14 protein-coding genes are annotated in these 25,728 nt (G+C 70.5%); 11 read left to right on the top strand and 3 right to left on the bottom strand.

The window, feature by feature from the left end; genetic code table 11:
* Nucleotides 1–20 precede the first annotated feature (20 nt).
* Both G8A07_RS00180 and G8A07_RS00175 read right to left on the bottom strand, forming a co-directional pair.
* Nucleotides 21–959 carry an ROK family protein gene (locus G8A07_RS00180; RefSeq protein ID WP_195795137.1) on the bottom strand — a complete coding sequence of 313 codons (939 nt, stop codon included), beginning with the start codon at nucleotides 957–959 and terminating at the stop codon, nucleotides 21–23.
* Nucleotides 940–2,100 carry an SIS domain-containing protein gene (locus G8A07_RS00175; RefSeq protein ID WP_195795136.1) on the bottom strand — a complete coding sequence of 387 codons (1,161 nt, stop codon included), beginning with the start codon at nucleotides 2,098–2,100 and terminating at the stop codon, nucleotides 940–942. Before G8A07_RS00175 ends, G8A07_RS00180 begins: the two co-directional genes overlap by 20 nt.
* Nucleotides 2,101–2,485: 385 nt before the next feature.
* On the opposite strand from G8A07_RS00175, the gene G8A07_RS00170 reads away from it, so the two are divergent.
* The 6 genes from G8A07_RS00170 (at nucleotide 2,486) to G8A07_RS00145 (ending at nucleotide 13,156) form a co-directional block, all read left to right on the top strand.
* Nucleotides 2,486–5,839 (top strand): TIM-barrel domain-containing protein, encoded by a 3,354-nt coding sequence (locus G8A07_RS00170; RefSeq protein WP_249937174.1) that lies wholly within the window; start codon nucleotides 2,486–2,488, stop codon nucleotides 5,837–5,839.
* Between the two features lie 142 nt (nucleotides 5,840–5,981).
* On the top strand, nucleotides 5,982–8,945 hold the full coding sequence (locus G8A07_RS00165) for a TonB-dependent siderophore receptor (RefSeq protein WP_213086211.1): 2,964 nt from the start codon (nucleotides 5,982–5,984) through the stop codon (nucleotides 8,943–8,945).
* Nucleotides 8,946–8,960: 15 nt separating this feature from the next.
* A complete protein-coding gene (locus G8A07_RS00160) occupies nucleotides 8,961–10,280 on the top strand; it encodes a DUF3472 domain-containing protein (RefSeq protein ID WP_195795135.1) in 1,320 nt (439 codons plus the stop codon).
* 8 nt (nucleotides 10,281–10,288) lie between these two features.
* A complete protein-coding gene (locus G8A07_RS00155; protein WP_195795134.1) occupies nucleotides 10,289–10,879 on the top strand; it encodes a PEP-CTERM sorting domain-containing protein in 591 nt (196 codons plus the stop codon).
* 11 nt (nucleotides 10,880–10,890) lie between these two features.
* Complete coding sequence (locus G8A07_RS00150) at nucleotides 10,891–12,246, top strand: Gfo/Idh/MocA family protein (protein ID WP_195795133.1); 1,356 nt, start codon at nucleotides 10,891–10,893, stop codon at nucleotides 12,244–12,246.
* 109 nt (nucleotides 12,247–12,355) lie between these two features.
* A complete protein-coding gene (locus tag G8A07_RS00145; protein WP_249937173.1) occupies nucleotides 12,356–13,156 on the top strand; it encodes an APH(3') family aminoglycoside O-phosphotransferase in 801 nt (266 codons plus the stop codon).
* On the opposite strand, the gene G8A07_RS00140 is transcribed toward G8A07_RS00145, so the two are convergent.
* Entirely contained in the window at nucleotides 13,148–13,519 is a 372-nt protein-coding gene (locus tag G8A07_RS00140) for a hypothetical protein (protein ID WP_195795132.1), read from the bottom strand. The two genes, G8A07_RS00145 and G8A07_RS00140, sit on opposite strands and share 9 nt — an antisense overlap.
* 755 nt (nucleotides 13,520–14,274) lie before the next feature.
* Here G8A07_RS00140 and G8A07_RS00135 point away from each other — a divergent pair.
* The 5 genes from G8A07_RS00135 to G8A07_RS00115 all read left to right on the top strand — a co-directional run bounded on the left by G8A07_RS00135 (nucleotide 14,275) and on the right by G8A07_RS00115 (nucleotide 25,727).
* Nucleotides 14,275–14,877 carry an HNH endonuclease gene (locus tag G8A07_RS00135; RefSeq protein ID WP_195795131.1) on the top strand — a complete coding sequence of 201 codons (603 nt, stop codon included), beginning with the start codon at nucleotides 14,275–14,277 and terminating at the stop codon, nucleotides 14,875–14,877.
* A gap of 46 nt (nucleotides 14,878–14,923) precedes the next feature.
* Complete coding sequence (locus tag G8A07_RS00130; RefSeq protein ID WP_213086210.1) at nucleotides 14,924–15,985, top strand: hypothetical protein; 1,062 nt, start codon at nucleotides 14,924–14,926, stop codon at nucleotides 15,983–15,985.
* A gap of 26 nt (nucleotides 15,986–16,011) precedes the next feature.
* Complete coding sequence (locus G8A07_RS00125) at nucleotides 16,012–17,262, top strand: RtcB family protein (protein WP_195795130.1); 1,251 nt, start codon at nucleotides 16,012–16,014, stop codon at nucleotides 17,260–17,262.
* 226 nt (nucleotides 17,263–17,488) lie between these two features.
* Entirely contained in the window at nucleotides 17,489–19,150 is a 1,662-nt protein-coding gene (locus tag G8A07_RS00120; protein WP_195795129.1) for a ShlB/FhaC/HecB family hemolysin secretion/activation protein, read from the top strand.
* A gap of 22 nt (nucleotides 19,151–19,172) precedes the next feature.
* A complete protein-coding gene (locus tag G8A07_RS00115; protein WP_195795128.1) occupies nucleotides 19,173–25,727 on the top strand; it encodes a filamentous hemagglutinin N-terminal domain-containing protein in 6,555 nt (2,184 codons plus the stop codon).
* Nucleotide 25,728 lies beyond the last annotated feature (1 nt).

The following is a 25,728-nucleotide window of genomic DNA, read 5'->3' as shown; positions in this document are numbered from 1 at the left end:
GGAAAAGGGTAAGAAGAGGGTCAGGCCGTGCCGAGCTGGCGCACCAGCAGGGCCGCGCCGCGCGCGCCGCCGGCATCGCCGAACAGCGGCGGCAGGATGGGCGGCACATGGGCGCCCCGGAACAGGTGATGGCCCACCGCGGCGGGCAGCTCGGCATAGAGATGCGCCAGCTTGGACAGGCCGCCGCCCAGCACGATGGCGTGCGGGTCCAGCGCCAGCACCAGGCCGGCCAGGCCATGGCCCAGCAGGTCCAGATGCATGTCCAGGCAACGCCGGGCGCCGGCCTCGCCGGCGGCGGCGCGCGCGGCGATCGCGGCGGCGTCCAGCTCGGGGCCGCCCAGCTGGCGGTACAGCAGGGCCAGGCCGGGGCCGGAGACATAGCGCTCCAGGCAGCCCTGCAGCCCGCAGGGGCAGTCCAGCAGCGGCAGGCGGTGGCGCGCCAGCAGGCCGGCCGGCACGCTCCAATGGCCCCATTCGCCGGCCAGGCCGTTGTAGCCGCGGATCAGCCGGCCGCCGACGCAGTAGCCGCCGCCAGCGCCGGTGCCGAGGATGGCGCCGAACATGCTGTCCCGGCCCTCGGCCGCGCCGCCCTGGGCCTCGGAGAGCGCGAAGCATTGGCAGTCATTGCCCAGCACCACCGGCCGGGTCAGGCGTTCCTGCAGCGCCGGCAGCAGGCGCCGGCCGTTCAGCGCCGGCACATTGGAGCTGATCTGCTCGCCGCTGCGCGGGTCGGTGACGCCGGGCATGCCGATGCCGACCGGCGCCGGCGCGCCGCCGAGCCGGCGGTCCGCCTCCAGCACCAGGCCGCAGACGGCGTCCAGGAAGGCCTGGTAGTCGCGGCCGGGCGTGTCGATGCGCTGGCGATGGCGGATCGCCAGGCTCGCATCGCAGCTCACCAGTTCGATCTTGGTGCCGCCGATGTCGAGGCCGTGGAAGAACTCAGGCTTGTTGTGGCTCATCGCGGTAGATCGTGACGCCCTGCACCACGCGGTTGACCGTGCCATCCGGGAAGGGGTTGTCCGGCCGCAGGCCCAGCGCGGCCGAGCGGTGCAGCGCGAACAGCTGGGCCAGCAGCAGCGGCAACGGCGCGGCCCAGGCATCGGGCAGGTCCAGCGCCGGCGCCGCCAGCGGCGTCTCGCCCGGGCCCAGCGCCAGCACCTTGCCGGCCACCTGGTCGCGGCGCAGCTCGTCCAGCAGGTCCTGCTCGTAGCGCCGCGCGCCGGCGTCGCCGCTGCGCAGCAGCAGCACCAGGGTCTGCGGGTTCAGCACCGATTTCGGGCCATGGCGGAAGCCCAGCGGCGTGTTGGCCAGGGCCAGCGCGCGGCCGCTGGTCAGCTCCAGCACCTTCAGCGCGGCCTCCTTGGCCAGCGCTTCCAGCGGGCCGCTGCCCAGATAGACGATGCGCTCGAATGCCTGGAGGGACAACTCGGCCGCCACCGGCGCCCAGGCCGCCAGCGCGCCGCCGGCCACATCGGCCAGGCCCTCGATGCGCCGCAGCCGCTCGGCCCAGGGCGCCTCGCCCAGCGCGGCCAGGGCCGCCAGCAGCATGCAGCTGAAGCTGCTGGTCATCGCGAAACCGCGGTCGCAGCTGCCGGCGGGCATCAGCAGGTTCAGGGTGTCGGCGCGGCCCTCGCTGTCCTGCATCAGGCCGCCCTCGGCATTGCAGGTGATGTTCAGGAAGCGGGTCGTCGCGACGCGCTCGCGCAGCAGCGCCACCGCGGCCAGGCTTTCCGGGCTGCTGCCGCTGCGCGCGAAGGACACCAGCAGGGTCGGCCGTGCCGGGTCCAGGTAGAGGGCCGGATGGGTCAGCAGGCTGGTGCTGGGAATGGCCTCGATCTGCGCCGGCCAGGCGGCGTTCAGCGCCGCGGCCGCGATCTCGCCGACATAGGCCGAGCTGCCGGCGCCGGTCAGGATCACGCGATGCCCGGGCCGGATCAGCCAGTCGCCCAGGAAGGCGTCGATGCGGGCCTGCTGCTCCCGCAGCTGCCGGGCCAGGGCCAGCCAGAGGGCGGGCTGGTGCTGGATCTCCTCGGCGGTGTGCTGGCCGCCGAGCCGGCGCCAGGCCTCGCGATCGTCAAGGTGAAGAGGGTGCTGAGTCATTGCAGGAACTGAAGTACGCGGCAACGATAACTTTGAACTTTCGAAGTGTCAAACAAAGAAAGAAATTAAAAAGATAAATCGAAAGAAATGTGCGAAGCGAGCGTCGAGTGCCGGAGATGTTTGGCCTTCTGGTCGCTGGAAAGCCCAAAGTCCGGCCTGCTTTGCATGGCCGTCTTGTGTTGAAAAGAAAGAAATGTCTAAGGTTTACAGTGATTCGAAAGATATTTAAGCGGCGTTTGCTAGGGAATTTCCCTTGTCTTGTCATTTTTCCTTCGAAATTGCCTTTCGATCGCGTTGACTCGTTTCGATTGCCTGCATAGAGTTTGCGCAAATCATTTCGAACGGGCGTCGGACGACCCGTCGATCCGCGAGAAGGACTAGAGGAATGAACGCTGGGGATTTGCGCAAGACCGCCACCGCCGCTGCCGCCATCGCGACGATGCTGCTGGCCGGCCTGCCATCGGGCGCCGGGGCCGCGTCGGTCGGCAATCTGCGCGAGATCAGGCCGCTGCCGGCCGAGGCCGGCCAGGGCAGCCGCTGGGAGCTGCAGACCGATGCCCGGGTCAAGCTGCAGATCGGCCTGCTGCGCCCGGACCTGCTGCGCATCTGGGCCGGCAGCCGCCAGACCCTGCAGGGCGCCGGCGACCAGGCCGCGCCCATCGTGCTGCCGCAGTCCTATGGCCCGGTGCCCTTCACCCTGGACGAGCGGCCCGACCATCTGCTCTTGAAGACCAGCGCGCTGGCGCTGCGCATCTACCGCAAGCCGCTGCGCTTCGAACTGGACCGGCTGGACGGCGCCGGCCAGGCCCAGCCGCTGTGGCGCGAGCTGCAGCCGCTGGACCTGGCGGCCGAGCGCAGCGTGCAGACCCTCAGCAGCGAGGCGGCGGAGCGCTTCTTCGGCGGCGGCCAGCAGAACGGCCGCTACGAGTTCAAGGGCCGGCAGCTGGAGGTGTCCTATTCCGGCGGCTGGGAAGAGGGCCACCGGCCCAGCCCGGCACCCTTCCTGATGAGCTCGCGCGGCTGGGGCATGCTGCGCAACACCTGGAGCGACGGCAGCTACGACCTGCGCCAGCCCGAGCAGCTGGCGCTGGAGCACAGGGAGGGGCGCTTCGACGCCTATTACTTCGTGGGCCCCAGCCTGCGCGAGGTGCTGGCCCGCTATACCGAGCTGACCGGCCGCGCCCGCCTGCTGCCGCGCTGGGCGCTGGAGTACGGCGACGCCGACTGCTACAACGACGGCGACAACGCCAAGAAGCCCGGCACCGTGCCCAAGGGCTGGAGCGACGGCCCGACCGGCAAGACGCCCGACGTGATCGAGTCGGTGGCCAAGAAGTACCGCGAGCACGACATGCCCGGCGGCTGGATCCTGCCCAACGACGGCTATGGCTGCGGCTACACCGAGCTGCCCGCGGTGGTGCAGGGCCTGCGCGAGCAGGGCTTTCGCACCGGGCTGTGGACCGAGAACGGCGTCGACAAGATCGCCTGGGAGGTCGGCCAGGCCGGCAGCCGCGCGCAGAAGCTGGACGTGGCCTGGACCGGCAAGGGCTACCAGTTCGCGATGGACGCGAACAAGTCGGCCTACGACGGCATCCTGAACAACTCCGACGCCCGCCCCTTCCTCTGGACCGTGATGGGCTGGGCCGGCATCCAGCGCTACGCGGTGACCTGGACCGGCGACCAGAGCGCCAGCTGGGACTACATCCGCTGGCATGTGCCGACCCTGATCGGCTCCGGCCTGTCCGGCCAGGCCTATGCGACCGGCGACGTCGACGCGATCTTCGGCGGCAGCGCCGAGACCTATACCCGCGACCTGCAGTGGAAGAGCTTCACGCCGGTGCTGATGGGCATGTCCGGCTGGGCCGCCGCGGCGCGCAAGCATCCCTGGTGGTTCGACGAGCCCTACCGCAGCATCAACCGCCGCTACCTGAAGCTGAAGCTGCGCCTGACGCCCTATATGTACGGCCTGACCCGCGAGGCCGAGCAAAGCGGCGCGCCGCCGGTGCGCGGCCTGATGTGGGACCACCCGAACGACCCGCAGGCCTACACCGAGATGCACAAGTACCAGTTCCTGCTCGGCCGCGAGCTGCTGGTGGCGCCCGTCTACCGCAGCCAGGCGGCCAGTCAGGGCTGGCGCCAGGGCATCCACCTGCCCCAGGGCCGCTGGATCGACTACTGGGACGGCCGCCAGCTGAGCGCCGGCGCCGCCGGGCGCCAGATCGACCTGCAGGTGGGCCTGGACAAGCTGCCGGTGTTCGTGCGCGCCGGCGCCATCCTGCCGATGTACCCGGAGATGCTGTACGACGGCCACAAGCCCAAGGACGAGCTGACCCTGGACCTCTACCCGCAGGGCGAGTCGAGCTACACGCTCTACGAGGACGACGGCGAGACGCGCCAATACGCCGTCGGCCAGTTCAGCGAGCAGCCGATCCGCATGAGCGCGCCCGGCGCGGCCGGCGGCGAGCTGCGCGTGGCGATCGGCGCCGTCGCCGGCAGCTATGCCGGCCAGGAGCCGCGCCGCCGCTACGCGCTGCGCCTGCTGAGCCGCCAGCGCCCGCAGGGCGTCGCGCTGCAGGGTCAGGCCTTGCCCGAGCTGCGCGAGCGCGCCGCCTTCGACGCGGCCGCGCAGGGCTGGTTCTTCGACCCGTCGGACCGCCTGGGCACGGTGCATGTCAAGACCGCGGCGCGCGACATCCGCGAGCCGCTGGACTTCGCGCTGCGCCTGGCGGCGGCCGCCGCGCCGGAGGATGCCTTCCCGGCCGCGCCGGCGGTCGGCCGCGAGCTGCAGGCCGATGCGTTGAGCGTGGTGAACCGCCCGGCCGAGGAGCCCGGCCATCCGCTGGAGCAGGCCTTCGACGCCCAGCCCGAGACCTGGTTCCGCACCACCCGCAACCAGGCCCTCAAGCATGGCGCGCATGAATGGACCCTGGGCTTCGGCGAGCGCCGCCTGATCGACGGCATCGAGATCGCGCCGCGCACCGACCAGCATTGGAAGCATGGCCAGGTGCGCGACTACGAGGTCTATATGGCCGACAGCAACGGCGACTGGGGCGCGGCGATCCACCGCGGCCGGCTGGCGCTGCAGCAGGAGCCGCAGCAGATCGCCTTCAGGCCGACCGCCGGCCGCCTGCTGCGCTTTCGCGTGCTGAGCACCCACAACCCGGATGCGCAGTCGGCCGCGGCCGAGGCGCCGGCCGAGCCGGGCGCCCGCGCGCTCGATGCCAGCCTGCCGGCCGAGGTCGGGCCGATCACCCTGTCGCGCTTTCGCGTGCTGGAGCATCGCAGCGCCGAGCGCCCGGAGCTGCTGCGTTACCTGTCGGATCTGTCGGCCCCGCCGCGCGGCGTGGCGCGCGACCTGGCGCCGGGCGCCAAGGCGCCGATGCGCATGAACGGCCTGCTGTTCCGCAAGGGCCTGGGCGTCGGCGCGAGCAGCCGCATCGAGCTGGCGCTGGACGGCGACTGGCGCCTGCTGCGCGCCGACCTCGGCGTCGACGACAGCTGCCGCGCCCAGGGCGGGCTGCAGTTCCAGGTCTGGGGCGACGGTCGCCTGCTGTACGACAGCGGGCTGGTGAAGGCGCCCGGCGTGGTCAAGCCCGAGATCGATGTGCGCGGCCTGCGCCGGCTGAGCCTGCGCACCCTGGGCGCCACCGGTGCCAAACCCGCCGCGGTCTGCGGCAACTGGGCCAATGCCGCCCTGCTGGGCATGGAGGGGGATCGCGCCGCCTTCTCGACCAAGCCTTAAACCACCCACCCCAAAACCCGCTCCAGTACCGGCGCGCCGACCCGCGCGCCTGGCGGAGCACTGCCCGCCCCTCACCGCTACCACGTCAGATCGCAAGGCCGAGACAAGCCGAGCAAGCTCCAACCGATAAGGAATCACGACGATGCTGAACCGAAGCCAGACCCCCCGCCCCCATGCCCGGGCCCGCGCCATCGCCGCCCTGCTGTGCGCCGGCCCCCTGATGGCGTTTGCCCAGGCCGAGCCCAAGCAGCAGATCGAGCGGGTCGAGGTGACCGGCTCCAGCATCCGCCGCGTCAATGCCGAGACCGCCTCGCCGGTGCAGGTGATCAGCGCCAAGCAGATCGAGAACATGGGCGCGCGCACCCTGCTGCAGGTGCTGGACAACCTGCCGGCGGCGATGCCGGGGCAGCAGGACTTCCGCTCGATGTTCACCGGCTCGGACGGCGCCTCGCAGGCCAATCTGCGCGGCCTGGGTGCGCATGGCACCCTGGTGCTGCTGAACGGCCGCCGCCTGTCCTTCTACGGCGCGCCGGAGGGCTTCCAGCGCCAGTTCGTCAACATCGACTCGATCCCCGCCGCGGCGATCGAGCGCATGGAGGTGCTGACCGACGGCGCCTCGGCGATCTACGGCTCCGACGCGGTGGCCGGCGTGATCAACGTGATCACCAAGAAGAGCTTTCAGGGCCTGCAGCTGACCGCCAGCACCGATTGGTCGGACAAGGTCAGCAGCTACGGCGAGAAGCAGGCCAGCCTGCTGTACGGCTTCGGCGACCTGGAGCGCGACCGCTACAGCCTCTACGGCTCGCTGAACCTCTACAAGCGCGACCGCATCGCGCTGTCCGACACCTACGACAAGCGGCCCGATCACTTCTATGTGAACAAGCCGACCTTCATCTCGGACTTCCGCATCGGCAGCGGCAGCGAGCCGGGCGTGCTCAACCCCGGCACCTTCTTCGCGTTCGACCCGACCAAGGGCAATGCGCGCTCGCAGGAGCCGGCACCGGGCTGCAAGAACACCTTCCAGCAGGCCGCCGGCCAGCGCTGCATCTGGAACTCGCTGCCGAATGCGCTCGACACGGGCCCCAGCTCGGAGCGCGCGACGCTCTACCTGAACGGCCGCGCCAAGTTCAGCGACACCCTGGAGGGCTTCAGCGAGCTGGCCTATACCCGCATCGAGCTGCAGGGCCGCAACGGCCCGGCCGCGCTGAACAGCGGCAGCACCACCAGCTGGTACTCGCGCAACACCGGCACGACGCTGAACACCTTCACCCAGCCCTTCCTGGGCCCCAACAACATCTACAACAAGGCCAGCCCCGAGCTGCGCGCCAAGATGGGCGGCGTGGTGGGCCTGAACTACCTGCTGCAGGACGCGACCGGCCATTTCGGCCAGCGCAACACCGACAACAGCTACCGCTGGCTGGCCGGGCTGCGCGGCGCGCTCGGCGACTGGGACTTCGAGACCGCGCTGGCGGTGGCCGGCAGCGACTCGACCCTGTACCAGACCGTCAACGTCAACCGCAAGGGCTTCGAGAAGGCCTTCGGCCCCTTCACCACCGACGCGGCCGGCCGCCTGCTGATGGCCGACAAGCCGGCCTACGAGTTCGGCGTGATCAGCGAGAAGAACGCCGCGCTGCTGCGCGAGGCCTACCCGACCTTCGACATCGCCTCAAGCACCCGGCTGATCACCTATGACGCCAAGGTCGAGGGCACGGTCTACAAGCTGCCGGCCGGCGAGGTGCGCACCGCCTTCGGCCTGAACCTGATGCGCGAGAGCTTCAAGACCCCCGGCAACACCGACGCGGCCAACGGCCTGATCACCCAGCAGGGCGGCTCCTGGTTCGACGGCAAGCGCACCGTGGGCGCGCTGTTCGGCGAGGCCATCGTGCCGCTGACCAAGAACCTGGAGCTGAACGCCGCGCTGCGCCTGGACAAGTACCCGAACTTCGATGCCAACCTGGCGCCCAAGCTGGGCCTGAAGTTCAAGCCCCTGCCGGAGCTGCTGCTGCGCGGCACCTACTCCGAGGGCTTCCGCGCGCCCAGCCTGGCCGAGTCCGGCAACGGCGGCGTCTATGCCCAGCATGGCGGCCTGCGCGACAAGGCGCGCTGCGACGAGACCAATGCGATCGCGAATCTGCTGCTGAAGTCGGTCAGCGCGACCGACAAGGAGCTGGGCAAGCAGTTGCTGAACTCCAACTGCAGCACCACGATCGGCGGCCTGACCCCGCCCAACAAGGCGCTGAAGCCGGAGAAGGCCAAGATCGCGACCCTGGGCCTGGTGCTGCAGCCGACCAAGGACCTGGATGTGTCGCTGGACTACTGGTTCGTCTACCGCCGCGACGAGATCCAGCGCGGCGACTTCAACAAGCTCTACGAGGCCCTGGCCGCCCAGTACGGCGCCGCACTGGTCAACGCGCCGGGCGCGACCCGCGTGCCGATCTCCGATGCCGACCGCGGCAATGCCGCGGCCGCCGCCGCGATGTGCCAGAACCCGGCCAATGCCGCGGCCTGCGCCGCCGGCGTGCCCGGTTACACCATGGGCAACCTGGCCGGCCTGGTCAACAGCTACACCAACCGCGGCCGCACCCTGATCGACGGCTTCGACATCGATGCGCGGGGCCGCGTCGCGCTGGGCGACTACGGCCGCCTGAACCTGGGCGCGGCCGCGACGATCGCGCGCCGCAACAAGGCCGACTACACCAACGAGGGCTTCAAGTACGAGTACGTCGGCTACTACAACAACCCGCGCCTGCGCGCCACCCTGAGCGCCGACTGGGCCTACCAGAACTACAACGCCGGCCTGTTCCTGAACTACACCGGCAGCAGCAAATGGGCCACCGACAGCGATGACAAGGACAACGCGCCCGGCACCTGCAAGGGCGCCTACCTGCCCCTGCCGGAGGATCTGTGCAAGGGCCAGCCCTCGCATTACACGCTCAACCTGAGCCTGGGCTGGAGCCCGGTGAAGGACATGCGTCTGGGCCTGTCGGTGAAGAACCTGCTTGACCGCAAGCCCTACTACGACCCGCATGGCTGGGAGGGCTACAACCACCGCCTGAACCTGTTCGGCCGGGTCTACAGCCTGTCGGCCAGCTACCAGTTCAAGTAAAGGGGAGTGACGAGCATGAGCCAACAACTCCCCGTCCTGCGCGCGCTGGCGCCGCTGGCCGCCCTGCTCGCCGTCTGCGGCGGCAGCGTCGCCGCCGCGCCGCAGCCGGTGGCCGCGCCGGCAGCCGTCGTCGCGAGCCCGAAGCAGCAGCCGGCACGCGTCGACCTGGCCGGCAATGCCTTCATCACCCAGGCCGGGCCCGATGCGCCGGAATGGATCTCCTACAACGAGGGCCTGAAGGACTGGAGCGATCCGGCCACGGTCATCAGCACCTATGTGCGGGTGGCCCAGCCGGGCCGCTTCAACATCGCGCTGAAGGGCGTGGTGCCGCCGGGAGGCATCAGCACGGTCAAGGTCAGCGCGCTCGGCCGCAGCTTCACGCTGCGCCTGACGCCGACCGCCTCGGTGGCGAGCGGGCTGGCCGTGATCGACGTGCCGGCCGCCGGCTACGTGAAGATCGACGTGCAGGGCCTGACGCGCAGCGGCCCCGAGTTCGCCCAGCTGCAGGCCATCGAGCTCAGCGGCACGGCGGCCAGCGGCCTGCAGTACGCCAACCAGGCGGCCGACTCCGGCTACTACTGGTCGCGCCGCGGCCCCTCGGTGCACATGAGCTACACGGCGCCGGCCGATGTCGAGTATTTCTACAACGAGCTGACGATCCCGGCCGGCGAGGACAAGGTCGGCTCCTTCTTCATGGCCAACGGCTTTGGCGAAGGCTATATGGGCATCCAGGTCAAGGAGCGCGAGCGCTGGGTGCTGTTCTCGGTCTGGGACCCGTCCGTCGGCAAGACCACGCTGGTCCGCAAGGGTCCCGAGGTCGTCACCAACGAGTTCGGCGGCGAGGGCACCGGCGGCCAGAGCCGGCTGACCTATGCCTGGCGCGCCGGCACGACTTATCCCTTCATCACCCGCGTGCGCCCCGACGGCCAGGGCGGTAGCCTCTACTCGGCCTGGTTCTATGCGGTGGAGGAACAGCGCTGGCGCTTCATCGCGACCTGGCTGCGCCCGAACACGCAGACCTGGCTGGTGCGCCCGCATTCCTTCCTCGAGAACTTCATCGATACCGAGGGCCACCAGGGCCGCAAGCTGCTGATGGGCCGGCAATGGGCGGTCGACAAGCAGGGCGTCTGGACCGAGCTGAACCGCGGCCGCTTCACCGTCGACGCGACCGGCGCGGCCAGGCAGCGGCTCGACTTCGCCGGCGGGCTGGACGCCAGCGGCCGCTTCTACCTGCGCAACGGCGGCTTCTTCAATGAAACCGTGCCTGCGAACCAGAACTTCACCCGCCCGCTGACCGGCCAGCAGCCGGCGGTGGATCTGAGCACCCTGCCATGAGGACCGCGATGACCCCCTCCCTGTTCAAGCGCCTGGCCGCGCCGGCGCTGCTGTGCGCCGGCCTGCTGTGCGGCACCGGCGGCCATGCCGCGACGCATGAGCTGGCGATCGACCAGCTGGCCAGCCGCGGCCTGCTCGGCGCCGCCGGCAACACGGTGCTGTCGCTGCAGATCGGCGCCGGCGCCCGGGTGACCGGGCTGCGCTGGGACCTCGAGCTGGAGGCCTTCGCGCCGAGCTGGCTGTCCGAGCTGCGCCTGGCCGTCAGCGGCAGCGATGTCGGCGCCGGCGGCCTGCTGTTCGCACCGGGCGAGGGCCGCGACGCCGCCGGAGCACTGCGGGCCGCGGGCGAGCTCGACCTGCTGCAGGCCGGGCTCGACTTTCGCGTCGGGGCCGATGGCCTGCTGCGCCTCGAGTTCCACGAGGCCGCCGGCGACGGCCTGCAGCCCGACGGCCTCTGGCGCTCCGGCCACCTCAGATTCGACAGCGTCGCCGCGCCGGTGCCGGAACCGTCCAGCCTGGCGCTGCTGGCGGCCGGCGGCCTGCTGATCGCCGCGCTCGGACGCCGCCGTCTGCGCCACACTCCCACCTCGAACGAATGAACCGAAGAACCATGCTCCGTCGACAGTTTCTGCTTTCCTCCTCCGCCGCCGCCCTCGCGGCCAGCGGCCTCACCCCCCTGGCGCGCGCCGCGGTGCGGCCGCGGCTGCGCCTGGCGATGATCGGCACCGGCATGCGGGGCCAGGTCTTGCTGCGCGAGCTGCTGCGCCGCGACGATGTGGACATGGTGGCGCTGTGCGACATCGAGCCCATCATGCTGGGCCGCGCCATGGCGATGGCCGAGAAGGCCGGCAAGCCCGCGCCCAAGGCCTATGGCCAGAACGGCGACACCCAGGCCTGGCGCAAGCTGCTGGAGCAGCCGGGCCTGGACGGCGTGATCATCGCGACGCCCTGGGAATGGCATGCCGAGATGGCCATCGGCGCGATGCAGGCCAAGGTGGCGGTGGGCTGCGAGGTGGTCGCCGGCATCACCCTGCAGGACCATTGGGACGTGCTGAACACCCAGCTGAAGACCGGCACGCCCTATATGCTGCTGGAGAACGTCTGCTACCGGCGCGACGTGATGGCGGCGCTGCAGATGGTGCGCGCCGGTCTGTTCGGCGAGCTGGTGCATCTGCAGGGCGGCTACCAGCATGACCTGCGCGCGGTGAAGTTCAACAGCGGCGATCCGGCCAAGCCCTATGGCGGCGGCGTCGAGTTCGGCGCCAAGGGCTGGAGCGAGGCGCGCTGGCGCACCGAGCATTCGGTGCAGCGCAATGGCGAGCTCTATCCCAGCCATGGCATCGGCCCCTGCGCGATGTATACCAACATCCACCGCGGCAACCGCTTCACCCGCATCAATGCCTTCGCCAGCAAGGCGCGCGGCCTGCATGAGTATGTGGAGAACCTGGGCGGCAAGAAGCATCCGAACGCCGCGGTCAAGTTCAAGCTGGGCGACATCGTCACGACCACCCTGTCCTGCGAGAACGGCGAGACCATCCTGCTGCAGCACGACACCTCGCTGCCGCGTCCCTATTCGCTGGGCTTCCGCGTGCAGGGCAGCAAGGGCCTGTGGATGGACCTGAACCAGTCCATCCATATCGAGGGCCGCAGCAAGCCGCATGAATGGGAGGCCTTCAAGACCTACCAGGACCGCTACGACCATCCGCTGTGGAAGAAGTACGAGGGCGCGGCGGCCGGCGCCGGCCATGGCGGCATGGACTTCTTCGTGATCCATGCCTTCGTCGAGGCGCTGAAGGCCGATGCGCCGATGCCGATCGACATCTACGACGCGGTGGCCTGGAGCGCGATCACGCCGCTGTCCGAGCAGTCGATCGCCCAGGGCTTCCAGACCCTGGACTTCCCGGATTTCACCGGCGGCCTGTGGAAGACCCGCAAGCCGATCTTCGCCTTCGACGACCGTTACTGATCCCCGCCGCGCCGCCATCCGCACCCGCCGACCGGCCGTTCGCCGCAATCGGCTGGCGAGGCGCGGCGGCGCACGGGACACTGATCCGGTTCAGCGAGGAGACCGGGTCTTGAAGTTGCAGCAGCTGCCGCCGGAGGTGCGGCGTTTCATTGGCGACGCCGCGCTGCGGCGCGACCCGGTGGGCGAATCGCCCTGCCGGGTCTACCGCTTCGACAAGGGCGGCGCGGGCTTCTTCCTGAAGCTCTGCCCCAAGCCCTATGCGAACACCACCTACGGCGCGCTGCGCGAGGCGCGGCTGATCGACTGGCTGGGCGGCGGCGGCCGACTGTTGGTGCCGGAGCTGGTGCTGGCGGTCGGCGCGGCCGAGGGCGAATGCCTGATCACCCGCGAGGTGCCGGGGCGGCCGCTGTCGGCCCTGCTGGCGAGCCGCCCCGAGGCGGCCGTAGAAATTTTTGTTGAGGCGCTGCGCCAGCTGCAGGCGGTGCCGGCGCGGGACTGCCCCTTCGATGCCGGCATCGCGATGCGCCTGGCGGAGTTGCGCCGGCTGCTGGCGCAGGGCCTGTGCGCCGACGATGCGGACATGGCCCAATGGCCCGAGATCCAGGCCGCCACGCCGGCGGCGCTGCTGGCCCATTTGGAGCTGCGGCGACCCGAGCGCGAGGACCTGGTGTTCTCGCATGGCGACCTGAGCGACGGCAATGTGTTCGTCGACGAGGCGCGCGAGCGCCTGCATTTCATCGACCTGGGGCGCGGCGGCCTGGCCGACCGCTGGCTCGACATCGCCTTCGCGCAGCGCAATCTGCGCGAGGAGCTGGGCGAGGCCCCGGCGCAGCGCCTGCTGGACGGGCTGGGCCGGCCGGACCAGCCACAGCGGCGGCGCTATTTCGAGCAGCTCGACGAGCTATTCTGATTCATCCAGCCGTGCCTGCAGCTGCTGGCGCAGCGCCTTGCGGCCCGCGCTGTTGCTGGCGCGCCAGGCAGCCAGCGCCAGCTCCAGAAAGGCCTTCTCGGCCGGGCTGGGCGGGGCCTCGGGATGCGGCTCGTCGAGCCAGCCGATCGCCTTGTCGCACAGCACCTCGATCTGGCGCGCCAGCTTGTCGCCGATCGGCCTGGCGCTCTTGATCTGGCTCCACATGCTGGGCGAGATCTGTAGCCGCGCCGCGAAGGCCTGCTCCAGGCCCTTCGGTGGCAGGCCCTCGGCCAAGGCCTGTTCGGCGAAGGACTGGAACAGGATCAGCGCGTTCTGGCGGCGCTGCAGGGTGGTATCGGCCACGGGGACGGGATGCGAACAAACGGCAACAAACTTGGGGCCGATATTGTCGCAAGCGCTTGACCTTGGAGTAAAGACTATTTACAGTGCGCAGCTCGACAGTTTTCAAACCCAGCCGCTCGGTGCAAACGAGACATGGAGCGGCCCAGACTCAGACAAGAAAGGTTTCATCGTGACCAGCCGCCATTCCATCAACGCCAGCAAGACAGCAGCAGCCGCATTCGCGGCGGCGCGTCCGGCGTTGCGGAGCACAGCGGCGGGATATCGCGGTGAAGGCTTGATGACGCATCCGGGAGAGGGTGGCGCTGAATAAACAGGCGCCAGACCTTCCAAGCTCTGTACCCAGGGGCCCGGATTCGCAAGAGTCCGGGCCCCTTGTGTTTTCGCCCCGCCCGCGCGCAGGCCTGCCTGCAGGCCGCGCGGACGACGTCCGACTCCGGCTGTGTCCTTGCACTCCGTTGGCCGCATCTCGAAATGGTGTTGGCGGCCCGGGATGTGCGCGGGGCCGATCGCATGTGCCGGCCCCACGTGCAGCGACACACCACCTCCGACGGGAGGGTCGCGCTTGGGCATAGCCGAAGTCGGATGAACCGCCGCAGACCGATGCGATGTTTGAAGGCAAACCCACAAACCGGCCGCAAGGATTGGGCGGCGCCGGAACCCGTGACCGGCACTCACTTTTCACTTTTTCGTACCCCAACGCTCCGAGTTTCATGACCTAGCAAACCGCCCAAGGGAGGGCCCCGATGTGCCGCAAGATGCCTGATCAAGATCGACCACAAGACCTGACCCCGCGAGCGCGGCCGCAGGTGCTGCAGCTGGACCTGCTGGGCACACCCCAGGCCTGGATCAGCACCGAACAGGCGGCCGTCTGCCACGCGATCGACGCGGTGGCCTGGGTCGCGGGACGGGAACCGCTGCGGGTGCTGCGCGGCGGCTGGAATGCCGGCCGCGGGGCGGCGTCGCGCATCGAGGTGTTCCCGATCATGGCGCTGAAGGGGGCCGCGCGGATCAATCTGTTCGATCGGCCGACCCTGGTGTCGCGCGCCAAGCTGTTCCGGCGCGATCGCCACACCTGCGCCTACTGCGGTGGCCTGTTCTCCGAGCGGCGGCTGCAGGCCGAGCACATCGTGCCGGCCTCGCGTGGCGGGGCCTGGAGCTGGATGAACCTGGTCTCGGCCTGCGCCGCCTGCAACGGCCGCAAGGCCGCGCGCACGCCGGAGGAAGCCGGCATGCCGCTGCTCTACCTGCCCTATGTGCCGAACCGCTACGAGGATTTCCTGCTGGCGGGCCGGCAGGTGCGGGCCGATGTGCATCAATGGCTGGCCGCCCGGCTGGCGCGGGGGTCGCGGCTCAGCTGAGCGAGCCGCGCCCACCATCAACAAGAAGATAGAAGAGGAAGGAATCATGGAAACCAGCAACAAGAACAAGGAGGGCGCGGGCCAGGAGGCCGCCGCCGCGATGAAGGTCAAGCAGCCGCCGGTGCTGTTCCACAAGACGCAGGCCCTGCTGGGGCGGCTGGCGGAGCAACTGGGCGGCCCGGTGGTGGCCTACTGGAACGGCGCGCGCGGCGCGGTCTGCCACAACGACGTGGTGGCGCTGCACGAGGTGCTGACGAGGCTGGGCCAACAGGAGCGGATCTATCTGTTCCTGAAGTCCGACGGCGGCAGCGGCCAGGTGTCGCTGCGCCTGGTGAACCTGCTGCGGCAGCATTGCCGCGAGCTGGTGGCCCTGGTGCCGCTGGAATGCGCCTCGGCCGCGACGATGATCGCGATCGGCGCCGACCGCATCCAGATGGGCCCGACCGCCTACCTGACCGCGGTGGACACCTCGCTGAACCACCCGCTGTCGCCGGTGGACCGCGACAACGACCGGGTTAGCGTCAGCCTGGACGAGCTGCAGCGCGCGATCCGCCTGTGGCGCGAGCAGGAGGGCGGTGGCGCGGCCGGCGGCGCGCAGAGCGAGAACGCCTACCGCTCGCTGTTCCAGTATGTGCACCCGCTGGTGATCGGCGCGGTGGACCGGGCCGAATCCCTGTCCATCATGCTGTGCCGCGAGCTGCTGGCCCACCACATCCCCGATGCGGCCGAGGCCGAGCGGATCGCGACCACGCTGAACTCGAAGTACCCCTCGCACAGCTATCCGATCCTGCTGGACGAGGCGCTGAAGATCGGCCTGAGGGCCCAGCGCATGGCGCCCGATGTGAACCGCCAGCTGCTGGCGCTGAACAGCCTCTACAGCGAGATGGGCCAGAAGGCGACGACCGACTTCGACGAGCGCCGCGCCCACAGCAACGAGATCGCGAACATCTGGGAAACCACCGGTGTGCAGGTCTATTACCAACAGGACAAGGACTGGTTCTACCGCGCCGAGGAGCGGCGCTGGATCACGATGAACGACAACAGTGGTTGGCGCCGCATCGAACGTGTCGGCTCGCGCATCAAGCGCAGCGCCGTGCACGTGTCCTAGCCAGAAGAAGAGAAGAAACAAGCATCATGGAAAAGAACAACAACAACATCCCCGAAGCAGCAGCCGCCGGCTTCGAGCAGCTGGACGTGGGCGGCGGCGTGCCGGTCAAGATGTGGACCCGCGGCGTGCCGGTGGAGGAGGCGGCCAAGCGCCAGCTGGAGAACGCCGCGCGCCTGCCCATCGTCTTCCGCCATATCGCCGCGATGCCGGACGTGCACCTGGGCATCGGTGCCACCGTCGGCTCGGTGATCCCGACCCTGCGCGCGATCATCCCGGCGGCGGTCGGCGTCGACATCGGCTGCGGCATGATGGCCGCGAAGACCACCCTGCGTGCCGAGGACCTGCCGGACAACCTGGCGCCGCTGCGCAGCGCGATCGAACGCGCGGTGCCGCATGGCCGCGCGCCGGGCGCGCGCGATCCGGGCGCCTGGCACAAGACGCCGGGTTCGGTGAATACCGCCTGGGCGCAGCTGGAGCCGGAGTTCACCGAGCTCTGCCGCGACTATCCCAAGCTGGCCAAGACGAATCATCTGAACCATCTGGGCACGCTCGGCTCGGGCAACCATTTCATCGAGGTCTGCCTCGACGAGGCCGGTGCGGTCTGGTTCATGCTGCACTCGGGCTCGCGCGGCGTCGGCAACGCGATCGGCACGATGTTCATCGAGCTGGCCAAGCAGGACGCGCTGCGCAACAACGCCAACCTGCCGGACCGCGACCTGGCTTACTTCGAGGAGGGCGCGCGCTACTTCGGCGACTATGTGCGCGCGGTGGGCTGGGCGCAGAAGTTCGCGGCGCTGAACCGCGAGCTGATGATGCGCCGCGTGATCGAGGCCGCGAAGACGGTGATCCGCAAGAACTTCCAGAGCCATATCGAGGCGGTCAACTGCCACCACAACTATGTGCAGAAGGAGCGCCATTTCGGCGAGGAGGTCTATGTCACCCGCAAGGGCGCGGTCAGCGCCAAGGCCGGCCAGCTGGGCATCATCCCCGGCAGCATGGGCGCGCGCAGCTATATCGTGCGCGGCAAGGGCCAGGCCGAGAGCTTCGAAAGCTGCTCGCATGGCGCCGGCCGCACCATGAGCCGCGGCGATGCCAAGCGCCGCTTCACCCTGGCCGAGCACCGCGCCGCCACCGAGGGCGTCGAATGCCGCAAGGACAAGGATGTGCTCGACGAGACGCCCGCGGCCTACAAGGACATCGACGCGGTCATGGCCGCGCAGCGCGACCTGGTCGAGGTGGTGCACACGCTGAAGCAGGTGGTGTGCGTGAAGGGCTGATCCCCGGCGGCGCCACGGCGCCGCGCGGGCGATCCGTTGCGGCCAGCCGACTTGAATCGTTACGTTTGCGCGATTTGCGCACAAATTGACGGGTTCCGGCACTAGTTCCTGGCCGCCTTCATATTTCGCGACTCCAATGCGGCTCCTGGCGCGCGCGGGAGGTGCTGTTGTCGCTGCGTGCCCTTCGAACCCATCCACAAGAAAACGCAGCGGAAGGCGCGCGCGCATGAGAAGAACGAAGAAGAAGCAACTCGTCGCGGGAGCGGCCGTCCTGGCCCTGCTGGCCGGCGGGACGGCCCTGGCCCAGAGCACGTCGCCCCGCTTCGACATCCAGCGCTTCGAGGTCAGCGGCAATTCGCTGATCGAGCCGGCGCGGCTGCAGGCCCTGCTGGCGCCCTTCACCGGTCCGCAGCGCGAGTTCGGCGATGTGCAGCGCGCGCTGGAGGCGCTGGAGGCGGCCTATCGCGCGGACGGCTACGGCACGGTCCAGGTCAGCCTGCCCGAGCAGGAGGCTAGCGCCGGCGTGGTGCGGCTGCAGGTGCTGGAGGTCAAGCTCGGCACCGTCACGCTCAGCGACAGGCGCCACTACAGCGAAGCGAATGTGCTGCGCGGCCTGCCGGCGCTGCGGCCCGGCGAGCCGCCGAACCTGCGCCGCCTGTCCGAGAACCTGCAGCTGTCCAATGAGAGCCGCTCCAAGCAGCTCGAGGTGACCCTGGTCGCGGGCCGCAGCGCCGACACCGTCGACGCCAAGGTCAAGGTCGACGACCGCAGCCCGCATCGCTTCGGCCTGACCCTGGACAACAGCGGCAGCGACGCGAGCGGCGACTGGCGCATCGGCGGCCTCTACCAGCACGAGAACCTGTTCGACCGCGACCATGCGGCCAGCCTGGCCTACAGCACCTCGCCGGACAGCCCGAGCGGCGTGCGCATCAACATCTTCAGCGTCGGCTACCGCCTGCCGCTGTACGGCTGGGGCAACAGCATCGACCTGGTCTACGGCCGCTCCAGCTCGAACACGCCCAGCTCGACGCCCAGCCTGGCCGGCGCGCTGAACCTGGTCGGCAAGGGCGAGATCGCCGGCCTGAACCTGAACCACAACTTCGCGCGCGCCGGCGAGACCAGCAGCCGCCTGATCTTCGGCCTGGGCTATACCCATGTCGACTCGCGCTGCTCGACGGTCGACGGCCAGCCGGTCAGCACCGCGCCGCCGACGCCGCCGATCGCCAGCTGCGTGCCCTACACCGTCCGGCCGCTGAAGCTCAGCTATTCCAGCATCACGCGCAGCGCCGGTCAGCAATGGGACTACCATGCTGGCCTGGCCGTCAACCTGCCCACCGGCACCCGCTACACCAATATCAGCGGTCGCAGCGACCGCTATTCCTACCTGACCGCCGGCAACCGCGACACGCGCGACGAGTTCCTGATCCTGCGCGCCGGCGCCAGCCTGCAGCGCAGCTTCGCCGGCGACTGGCTGGCCCGGCTGGCGCTGAGCGGCCAGTTCGCGCCCGACCCGACCGTCTCGGCCGAGAGCTTCGGCCTGACCGGCGCCAATGCGGTGCGCGGTTTCGAGGAGCGTGCGCTGGTCGCCGACAGCGGCCTGCTGCTGAACGCCGAGCTTTACGGCCCCGACCTGGCCGCGGCGCGCGGCTGGGACGGCAGCCTGCGCGGCCTGTTCTTCGTCGACGCCGCCCATGGCCGCAACCGCGCCGCCAATGCCGTCGTGCCCACCAGCGTCACGCCGGCCAGCCTCGGCTTCGGCCTGCGTGCCGCGATCGGCAAGACCGCCAGCCTGCGCCTCGACGTGGCCCGCATCCTCGACGCCAGCCGGGCCGCCAAGGCCAGCAACGGCGACGTCAAGGCCCATGCGCTGCTGATGCTCGATTTCTGAAGAAAGACGCCAGGACCACACCATGAGCGCCCATAGCCAGAACCCCTCCCGTCCGACCCTCGTGCTGCGCATCGGCCGGCACCGGCTGACCCTGAGCCTGCGGCCGCGCCGGCGCATCGCCGCGCTGCTGGCCGGCCTGCTGACGCGCTGCTGGCGTGCCCTGCCCGGCTTGGCCGGGCTGGCCGCCACCGGCGGGGCCCTGGCCGCCGGGCCCGTCGCGCCGAACGCGCTGCCCAGCGGCGGCACGGTGAGCTTCGGCCAGGCCGGCATCGTCCAGAACGGCAGCCAGCTGACGATCCGCCAGGGCAGCGACAAGGCGATCCTGAACTGGAACAGCTTCAACATCGGCGCCCAGGCCTCGGTCGTGTTCCAGCAGCCGGGCGCGAACTCGGTGGTGCTGAACCGCGTCTCGTCCAACGAGCCCTCGCAGCTGCTGGGCAATCTGTCGGCCAACGGCAAGGTCTGGATCATCAATCCGGCCGGCATCATGGTCGGCCAGGGCGCGCAGATCAATCTGCAGAGCCTGGTCGCCAGCTCGCTGGCGATCCGCGACGAGGACTTCCTGGCCGGGCGCATGAACTTCCAGGCCACGCCCAACGCCGGCCAGGTGCGCAACCTCGGCAGCATCACGACGCCGGCGGGCGGCAGCGTCTACCTGATCGCGCCGCAGGTCGAGAACGGCGGCGTGATCCGCGCGCCGAACGGCGAGGTCATCCTGGCCGCCGGCCAGCGCGTCGAGCTGCTCGACACCGCGACGCCGGGCGTCAAGGTGGAGATCAGCGGCGCCGAGGGCCAGGCCACCAATCTGGGCCAGGTGATCAGCGAGGCCGGCCGCATCGGCATGGCCGGCGTGCTGGTCAGGAACAGCGGCCGGCTGAGCGCCGACAGCGCGGTCAGCGAGGGCGGGCGCATCTTCCTGCGCGCCAGCAAGGACGCGGTGATCGACGGCACGGCCGGCATCGGCGTGACCGGCACCCGCGGCGGCCAGGTCGAGGTGACCGGCGAGCGGGTCGGCCTGCTGGGCAGCGCGCGCATCGATGCCTCGGGCGTAAACGGCGGCGGCACGGTGCTGCTGGGCGGCGATTACCAGGGCGGCAACAGCGCGGTGAGGAACGCGCAGACCGCCGTGCTGGCACCCGACGCGGTGATCAAGGCCGATGCGACCGGGCAGGGCCATGGCGGCAAGGTGATCGTCTGGTCCGACGGCGTCACCATCGCCGCCGGCAGCATCAGCGCCACCGGCGGCGCCCAGGGCGGCGACGGCGGCTTGATCGAGACCTCGGGCAAGCGCTTCCTGAACGTCGACAGCCTGCGCGCCGACACCTCGGCCGCGCGCGGCGCCCATGGCATCCTGCTGCTGGACCCGGACAACATCACGATCGGGACCGTGGCGCTGTTTGATGGCGCCTCCACTGGCGCGGACCTCAACACCGTCGGGCTCAGCGGCGGCGCGTACACGCTGGACACGAACAGCTTTGCCGGCTACAGCAGCCAGATCACCGCCGCCAAGGTCGGCCAACTGCTCGGCGTCGCCAACGTCGTGCTGCTGGCCAGCGGCGACATCACCGTCCAGAACGCCATCGCCAAGACCACCGGCGCGACCCAGACGCTGACGCTGACGGCCGGACAGAACGTCTACTTCAACGCCAACGTCACCAGCACCAGCGGGGCGCTGAACCTGAACGCGACCGCCGGCAGCGGCATCAGCGGCGGCGGCACCCTGAACCTGAACGGCGGGGCGCTGAACCTCACCACCAGCAATGGCGACATCAGCCTCGGGCAGATCAACGCCGGCAGCCTGGCGATGACGGCCTCCAACGGCCAGCTGATCGTCGACAGCGGCACCGACTGGCGCGCGAACAGCTTCAACCTGATTGCCGGCTCCCATATCCGCGGCTCGGCCGGCGTGGCCAACCTGGGCAGCACGGGTGGCGGCGCCACGATCACCGCCCAGACCGGTGGCAGCGGCGCGATCGCGATCGCGCACTCCGGCGATCTCGCGACGCTGAACCTGACGGCGCCCGGCTCGATCGAGTTCGCGAGCGACGGCGTCGTCGCCAGCGCCCAGTTCAACACCTCCGGCAACGTGACGGCCAGCGCCGCCAGCCTGGTGCTCGCCGGCCCGCTGGAAGCGAACCACATCAGCCTGACCGGCCACAACGGCCTGACCCTCAACCAGGACATCACGGCCCATGGCAACCTCTCGCTGGCCGCGAGCAATGCCGCGGTCACGCAGACCGCCGGCGCGCTGCGAGCCAGCGGCAGCACCAGCGTGGCGGCCGGCGCCGGCGCGATCACGCTGGGCGGCGCGAGCAATGACTTCGGCACCGCGCTGAACCTGTCAAACAGCGGCGCGAACGCCGTCAACATCAGCTACACCGGCGCCCTGAACCTCGGCACGGTGGCGGTCGGCTCGGGGGCGCTGGAGATCAGCGCGCCGAGCATCGTGCAGAGCGGCGCGATCACGCAGAGCGGTGCGGGCGCGGTGACGTTGCAGGCGAGCAGCGGCAGCATCGACCTGAACCATGCCGGCAACGATTTCCGCGGCGCCGTCGGCCTGAACGGCACCGGCGCGGTGACGATCCGCGCTGCCAACGACCTGCTGCTGGGTACCAGCAGCGTCGGCGGCGCGCTGACGGCCGCCTCCTCGTCCGGCTCGATCGGCCAGGCGGGCGCGCTGAACATCGGCGGCCTCGCCAGCTTCAACTTCGGCGGCACCGCGCAGGATCTGCTGCTGGGCGGCGCGGCCAATGTCTTCGGCGGCGGCCTGGCGATCAACACCAGCGGCAGCCTGCGCGACATCAGCCTGCGCAGCGCCGGCGCCTTCGGCGCGCTGCCCGTGGTGGCCGCCTACAGCGGCACCCTGGCGCTGACGCAGGACAGCGGCGGCTTCAGCCTCAACAACCAGAGCTTCGCCGGCGGCCTGGCGCTGACGGCCAGCGCGGGTTCGATCGCGCTCAACAACGTGACGACCGGCGGCGCGCTCAGCGCCACGGCCCCAGGGCCGCTGAGCCTGGGCGGCACGATCACGTCCACCGGCGCCCAGACCTACAACGGCGCGTTGCGCCTGGACGGCAACACCGTCCTGAACGGCCAGGGCATCGAGTTCAACGGCACGCTCAACGGCGGCACCGGCGCCAACCACCATGCGCTGACGATCAACGACGGCGGTGTCACCCGCTTCAAGGGCGTGGTCGGCGGCATCGACTCGCTCGGCAGCCTGACGGTCAGCAGCGGCGGCGGCACATGGATCCAGACCGGCGCGATCACAACCCAGGGCGCGCAGACCTACAACAGCGCGCTCACCCTGGCCAGCGACACCACGCTGAGCAGCAGCGCGGCGGGTGTCGCCAGCCATGGCGCGATCGACGGCGCGCATGCGCTGAACATCAACGCCGTCGGCGGCATCAACGTGGCCGGCGCTGTCGGCGGCGCGGTGGCGCCGACCGCCTTGGCGTTGAATGGTGCCAGCGTCGCGCTGAATGCGACGATCAACGCGGGCAGCCTCGTGACCAGCTCGGCCACCAGCGCCGGTGCCTCGATCGATGCCGCATGGACCAATAACGGCAGCCTGACCCTGACCGGCGGCGGCACCCTGCGCACCGGCGGCGGGCTGACGCAGACGGGCCCGGTCGACCTGGGCGCCGGTAGCACCCTGCAGCTGGATGCCGCGGCCAACGACAGCTTCGCCGCGCCGATCACCGGCGCCGGCGGCCTCCTGAAGACCGGCAGCGGCAGCACCACGCTGCTGGCCAGCAATGCCTACACCGGCAATACGGTGCTGCAGGCGGGCCGGCTGGCGCTGGCCGTCAGCGACGCGATCGCGGCCAGCAGCATCGCCATCGGCGCCGGCGGCACCCTGGACCTGGCCGGCTTCGACAACACGACGGCCGGCGGTGTGAGCAGCGCCGGCATCATCGTCGGCAGCGGCACGCTGACGGCGGGCGGCGGCTATACGCTGAGCGGCGGCACGGTCGATGCGAACCTCGGCAGCGGCACCTTGACGGTGACCGGCTCCGCGACCTTGAACGGCAGCCATGCGGGCGCCCTGGTCGAGATCCACAACGGCGGCAGCCTGAGCCTGGGCGCGAGCGAGCGGCTTAGCGACGGCGCGGCGCTGCACATCGCCGCCGGCGGCACGCTCGATGCGGGCAGCGGCGACGAGACCCTGGGCAGCATCACCAATGCCGGCACGCTGAAGCTCAGCGGCCGCGTCGCGGCCCAGCAGTTCGCGCAGAGCGGCGGCGCGACCCAGGCCTCCTCGACATCCACCGGCCTGCTGGCCGTGCTGGGCAGCTTCAGCCAGACCGGCGGCACGATCAGCGGCCTGGAGGCGATGCATGTCGTGCAGGGCAGCGGCACTGCGGTGCTCGGTACGATCTCGCTGCTGCAGGGCCTGAACATCACCGCCGAGAGCGGCGGCATCACGCTGGGCAGCCTCAGCGCCGGCGGCCTGGTGGCCCATGCCACCGGCAGCATCACGCAGGCGGGCGGCACGGCGCTGAGCCTCGGATCCGCCGCCTCGCTCACCACCAGCGCCGGCAATATCGTGCTGGACGCCGCCGCCAACAGCTTCGGCGGCCCGGTCTCGCTGACCCAGCTCGGCAGCGGCAACATCGCGATCCACAGCGGATCGGCCCTGAACCTGGGCGAGGTCGCCAGCAGCCAGGGCGGCGCCGTCACGGTCACGACCGGTGGCGCCGCGCTGAACCTGGCGGGCGGCATCGCGGCGAACGGCAGCGCGGTCAGCCTGAGCGCCGGCGCCGTGACCCAGAATGGCCTGATCACGGTTGGCAGCCTGAGCATCCACAGCAGCGGCAACGTGGTGCTGAGCCAGGCGGGCAACAGCATCGGCAGCCTGTCGGCCGACGCGGGCGCTTCGCTCAGCGTGACTGGGGTGCAGGCGGTCGGCGGCGGTGGCATCGGCGCGGCCGGCGACATCCTGCTGAAGAGCGCGGCCGGCCTGAACGTGCAGGCCAATATCGCCTCCAGCGGCGGCAACGTGACCCTGCTGGCCGACGACCTCGACATCGGCGTCGGCAGCCAGGTCCGCTCGGCCGCCGGGAGCGCGAACTTCGTCAAGGTCAGCAGCGCCAGCGCGGGCCGGGCCATCCATCTGAGCTCGCTCGCGAACGGCGGCGCGGGCGCCTCCTACCTGCTGCTCGACGGGCGCGACCTGGCGGCCTTCGCCACGCCGACCCTGATCGTCGGCGACAGCGCCCATACCGGCGCCATCCTGCTGGTCGGCGGCGGCGAGATCGCTGCGCCCGGCGTCGGCGGCACCCTGCGGGTGATCAACAACGGCAGCTTCGCGCGCGAGGGCAACGAGGCGCTGGTGCTGCACGGCCTGGACATCACCGCCCGCAACGGCATCGAGCTGGCCGGAGCGAACCGGGTCGGCAGCTTCAAGGCCAGCAACTCCGGCAGCGGCAATATCGTCTTCAACAACGGCGGCGCCCTGTCCATCGCGGGCCTGAGCAATACCGCCGCCGCCGCGAGCAGCAGCAGCGGCAACATCACGATCGACAACGGCGGCGCGCTGAACGTCGCCGGCCCGGTGGCGGCGACCGGCATGGTGAGCCTGACCGCGCGCGGCGGCCAGCTCGGCGTCGCGGCGGCGAACATCAGCGCCGGCGGCGGCATCGGCCTGACGGCCGGCACCGGCATGAACATCGGCGCCGGCGCGCAGCTGCTCAACACCGCCGCCGCGCCCATCACGCTGCTGGCGCAGAACGGCCACATCACGGTGGATGCCGCGGCTTCCATCAACAGTGGCGGCGGGCCCATCGCCCTGACCGCGCAGGGGCAGGCCAGCAAGGTGACAGCCCCGGCCGGCGTGTTCAGCGGCGCGACGCCGACGATCACGCAGACCTATGACGCCGCGGCCGAGGAGGCCGCCCGGGCCGCCGCCGAGGCCGCTGCACGCGCCGCCGCGGAAGCCGCGGCCAAGGCTGCCGCGGAGGCTGCTGCAAAGAAAGCGGCGGAAGAAGCTGCCGCGAAGGCCGCGGCCGAGGCGGCCGCCAAGAAGGCTGCGGAAGAAGCGGCGGCAAGGGCGGCTGCGGAGGCCGCTGCCAGGAAAGCGGCGGAAGAAGCCGCCGCGAAGGCCGCAGCCGAGGCGGCTGCCAAGAAGGCCGCGGAAGAGGCGGCAAGAAAAGCCGCCGAAGAGGCCGCCCGGGCCGCGGCCGAGGCCGCTGCGAAGGCGGCTGCCGAAGCCGCCGCCAAGAAGAAGGCGGCCGAGGAAGTATCGGCCCGGGCCGCCGCCGAGGAGATGGCGCGCCGGGTGGCCGAGATCGCGGCGAAGGCCGCCGCGGCCGCCGATGCCAAGGACCCGGGCGCGCCCGGACCCGCAACGGCCGGGACACCACCGCCCACCACGGGCACGCCTGCCGGCAGCACCTCACGGGCTCAGGTCTTCGAGTCCCAGACGATCGGCGGGGGCGACGACAGCTTCGGCGGCAGTGGCAGTTCGTCGGCCGACGCCAAGGAAGACCAGAAGGACGACAAGAAAAAGGCCGTGGGGGAAAAGGCCGACGACAAGGCCAAGCAGGAAACCAGGAAGCTGGCGGTGTGCAAATGAT

Origin of the sequence: Roseateles sp. DAIF2 (assembly GCF_015624425.1) — a bacterium.
Classification (GTDB): domain Bacteria; phylum Pseudomonadota; class Gammaproteobacteria; order Burkholderiales; family Burkholderiaceae_C; genus Kinneretia.
This window is presented reverse-complemented; position numbering and strand designations above follow the sequence as displayed.

Coding starts and splice junctions, on each gene's coding strand:
- G8A07_RS00150 (WP_195795133.1), top strand. CDS start 10,891: ATGCTCCGTCGACAGTTTCTGCTTTCCTCCTCCGCCGCCGCCCTCGCG.
- G8A07_RS00180 (WP_195795137.1), bottom strand. CDS start 959: ATGAGCCACAACAAGCCTGAGTTCTTCCACGGCCTCGACATCGGCGGC.
- G8A07_RS00175 (WP_195795136.1), bottom strand. CDS start 2,100: ATGACTCAGCACCCTCTTCACCTTGACGATCGCGAGGCCTGGCGCCGG.
- G8A07_RS00120 (WP_195795129.1), top strand. CDS start 17,489: ATGAGAAGAACGAAGAAGAAGCAACTCGTCGCGGGAGCGGCCGTCCTG.
- G8A07_RS00125 (WP_195795130.1), top strand. CDS start 16,012: ATGGAAAAGAACAACAACAACATCCCCGAAGCAGCAGCCGCCGGCTTC.
- G8A07_RS00170 (WP_249937174.1), top strand. CDS start 2,486: ATGAACGCTGGGGATTTGCGCAAGACCGCCACCGCCGCTGCCGCCATC.
- G8A07_RS00135 (WP_195795131.1), top strand. CDS start 14,275: ATGCCTGATCAAGATCGACCACAAGACCTGACCCCGCGAGCGCGGCCG.
- G8A07_RS00160 (WP_195795135.1), top strand. CDS start 8,961: ATGAGCCAACAACTCCCCGTCCTGCGCGCGCTGGCGCCGCTGGCCGCC.
- G8A07_RS00115 (WP_195795128.1), top strand. CDS start 19,173: ATGAGCGCCCATAGCCAGAACCCCTCCCGTCCGACCCTCGTGCTGCGC.
- G8A07_RS00165 (WP_213086211.1), top strand. CDS start 5,982: ATGCTGAACCGAAGCCAGACCCCCCGCCCCCATGCCCGGGCCCGCGCC.
- G8A07_RS00130 (WP_213086210.1), top strand. CDS start 14,924: ATGGAAACCAGCAACAAGAACAAGGAGGGCGCGGGCCAGGAGGCCGCC.
- G8A07_RS00155 (WP_195795134.1), top strand. CDS start 10,289: ATGACCCCCTCCCTGTTCAAGCGCCTGGCCGCGCCGGCGCTGCTGTGC.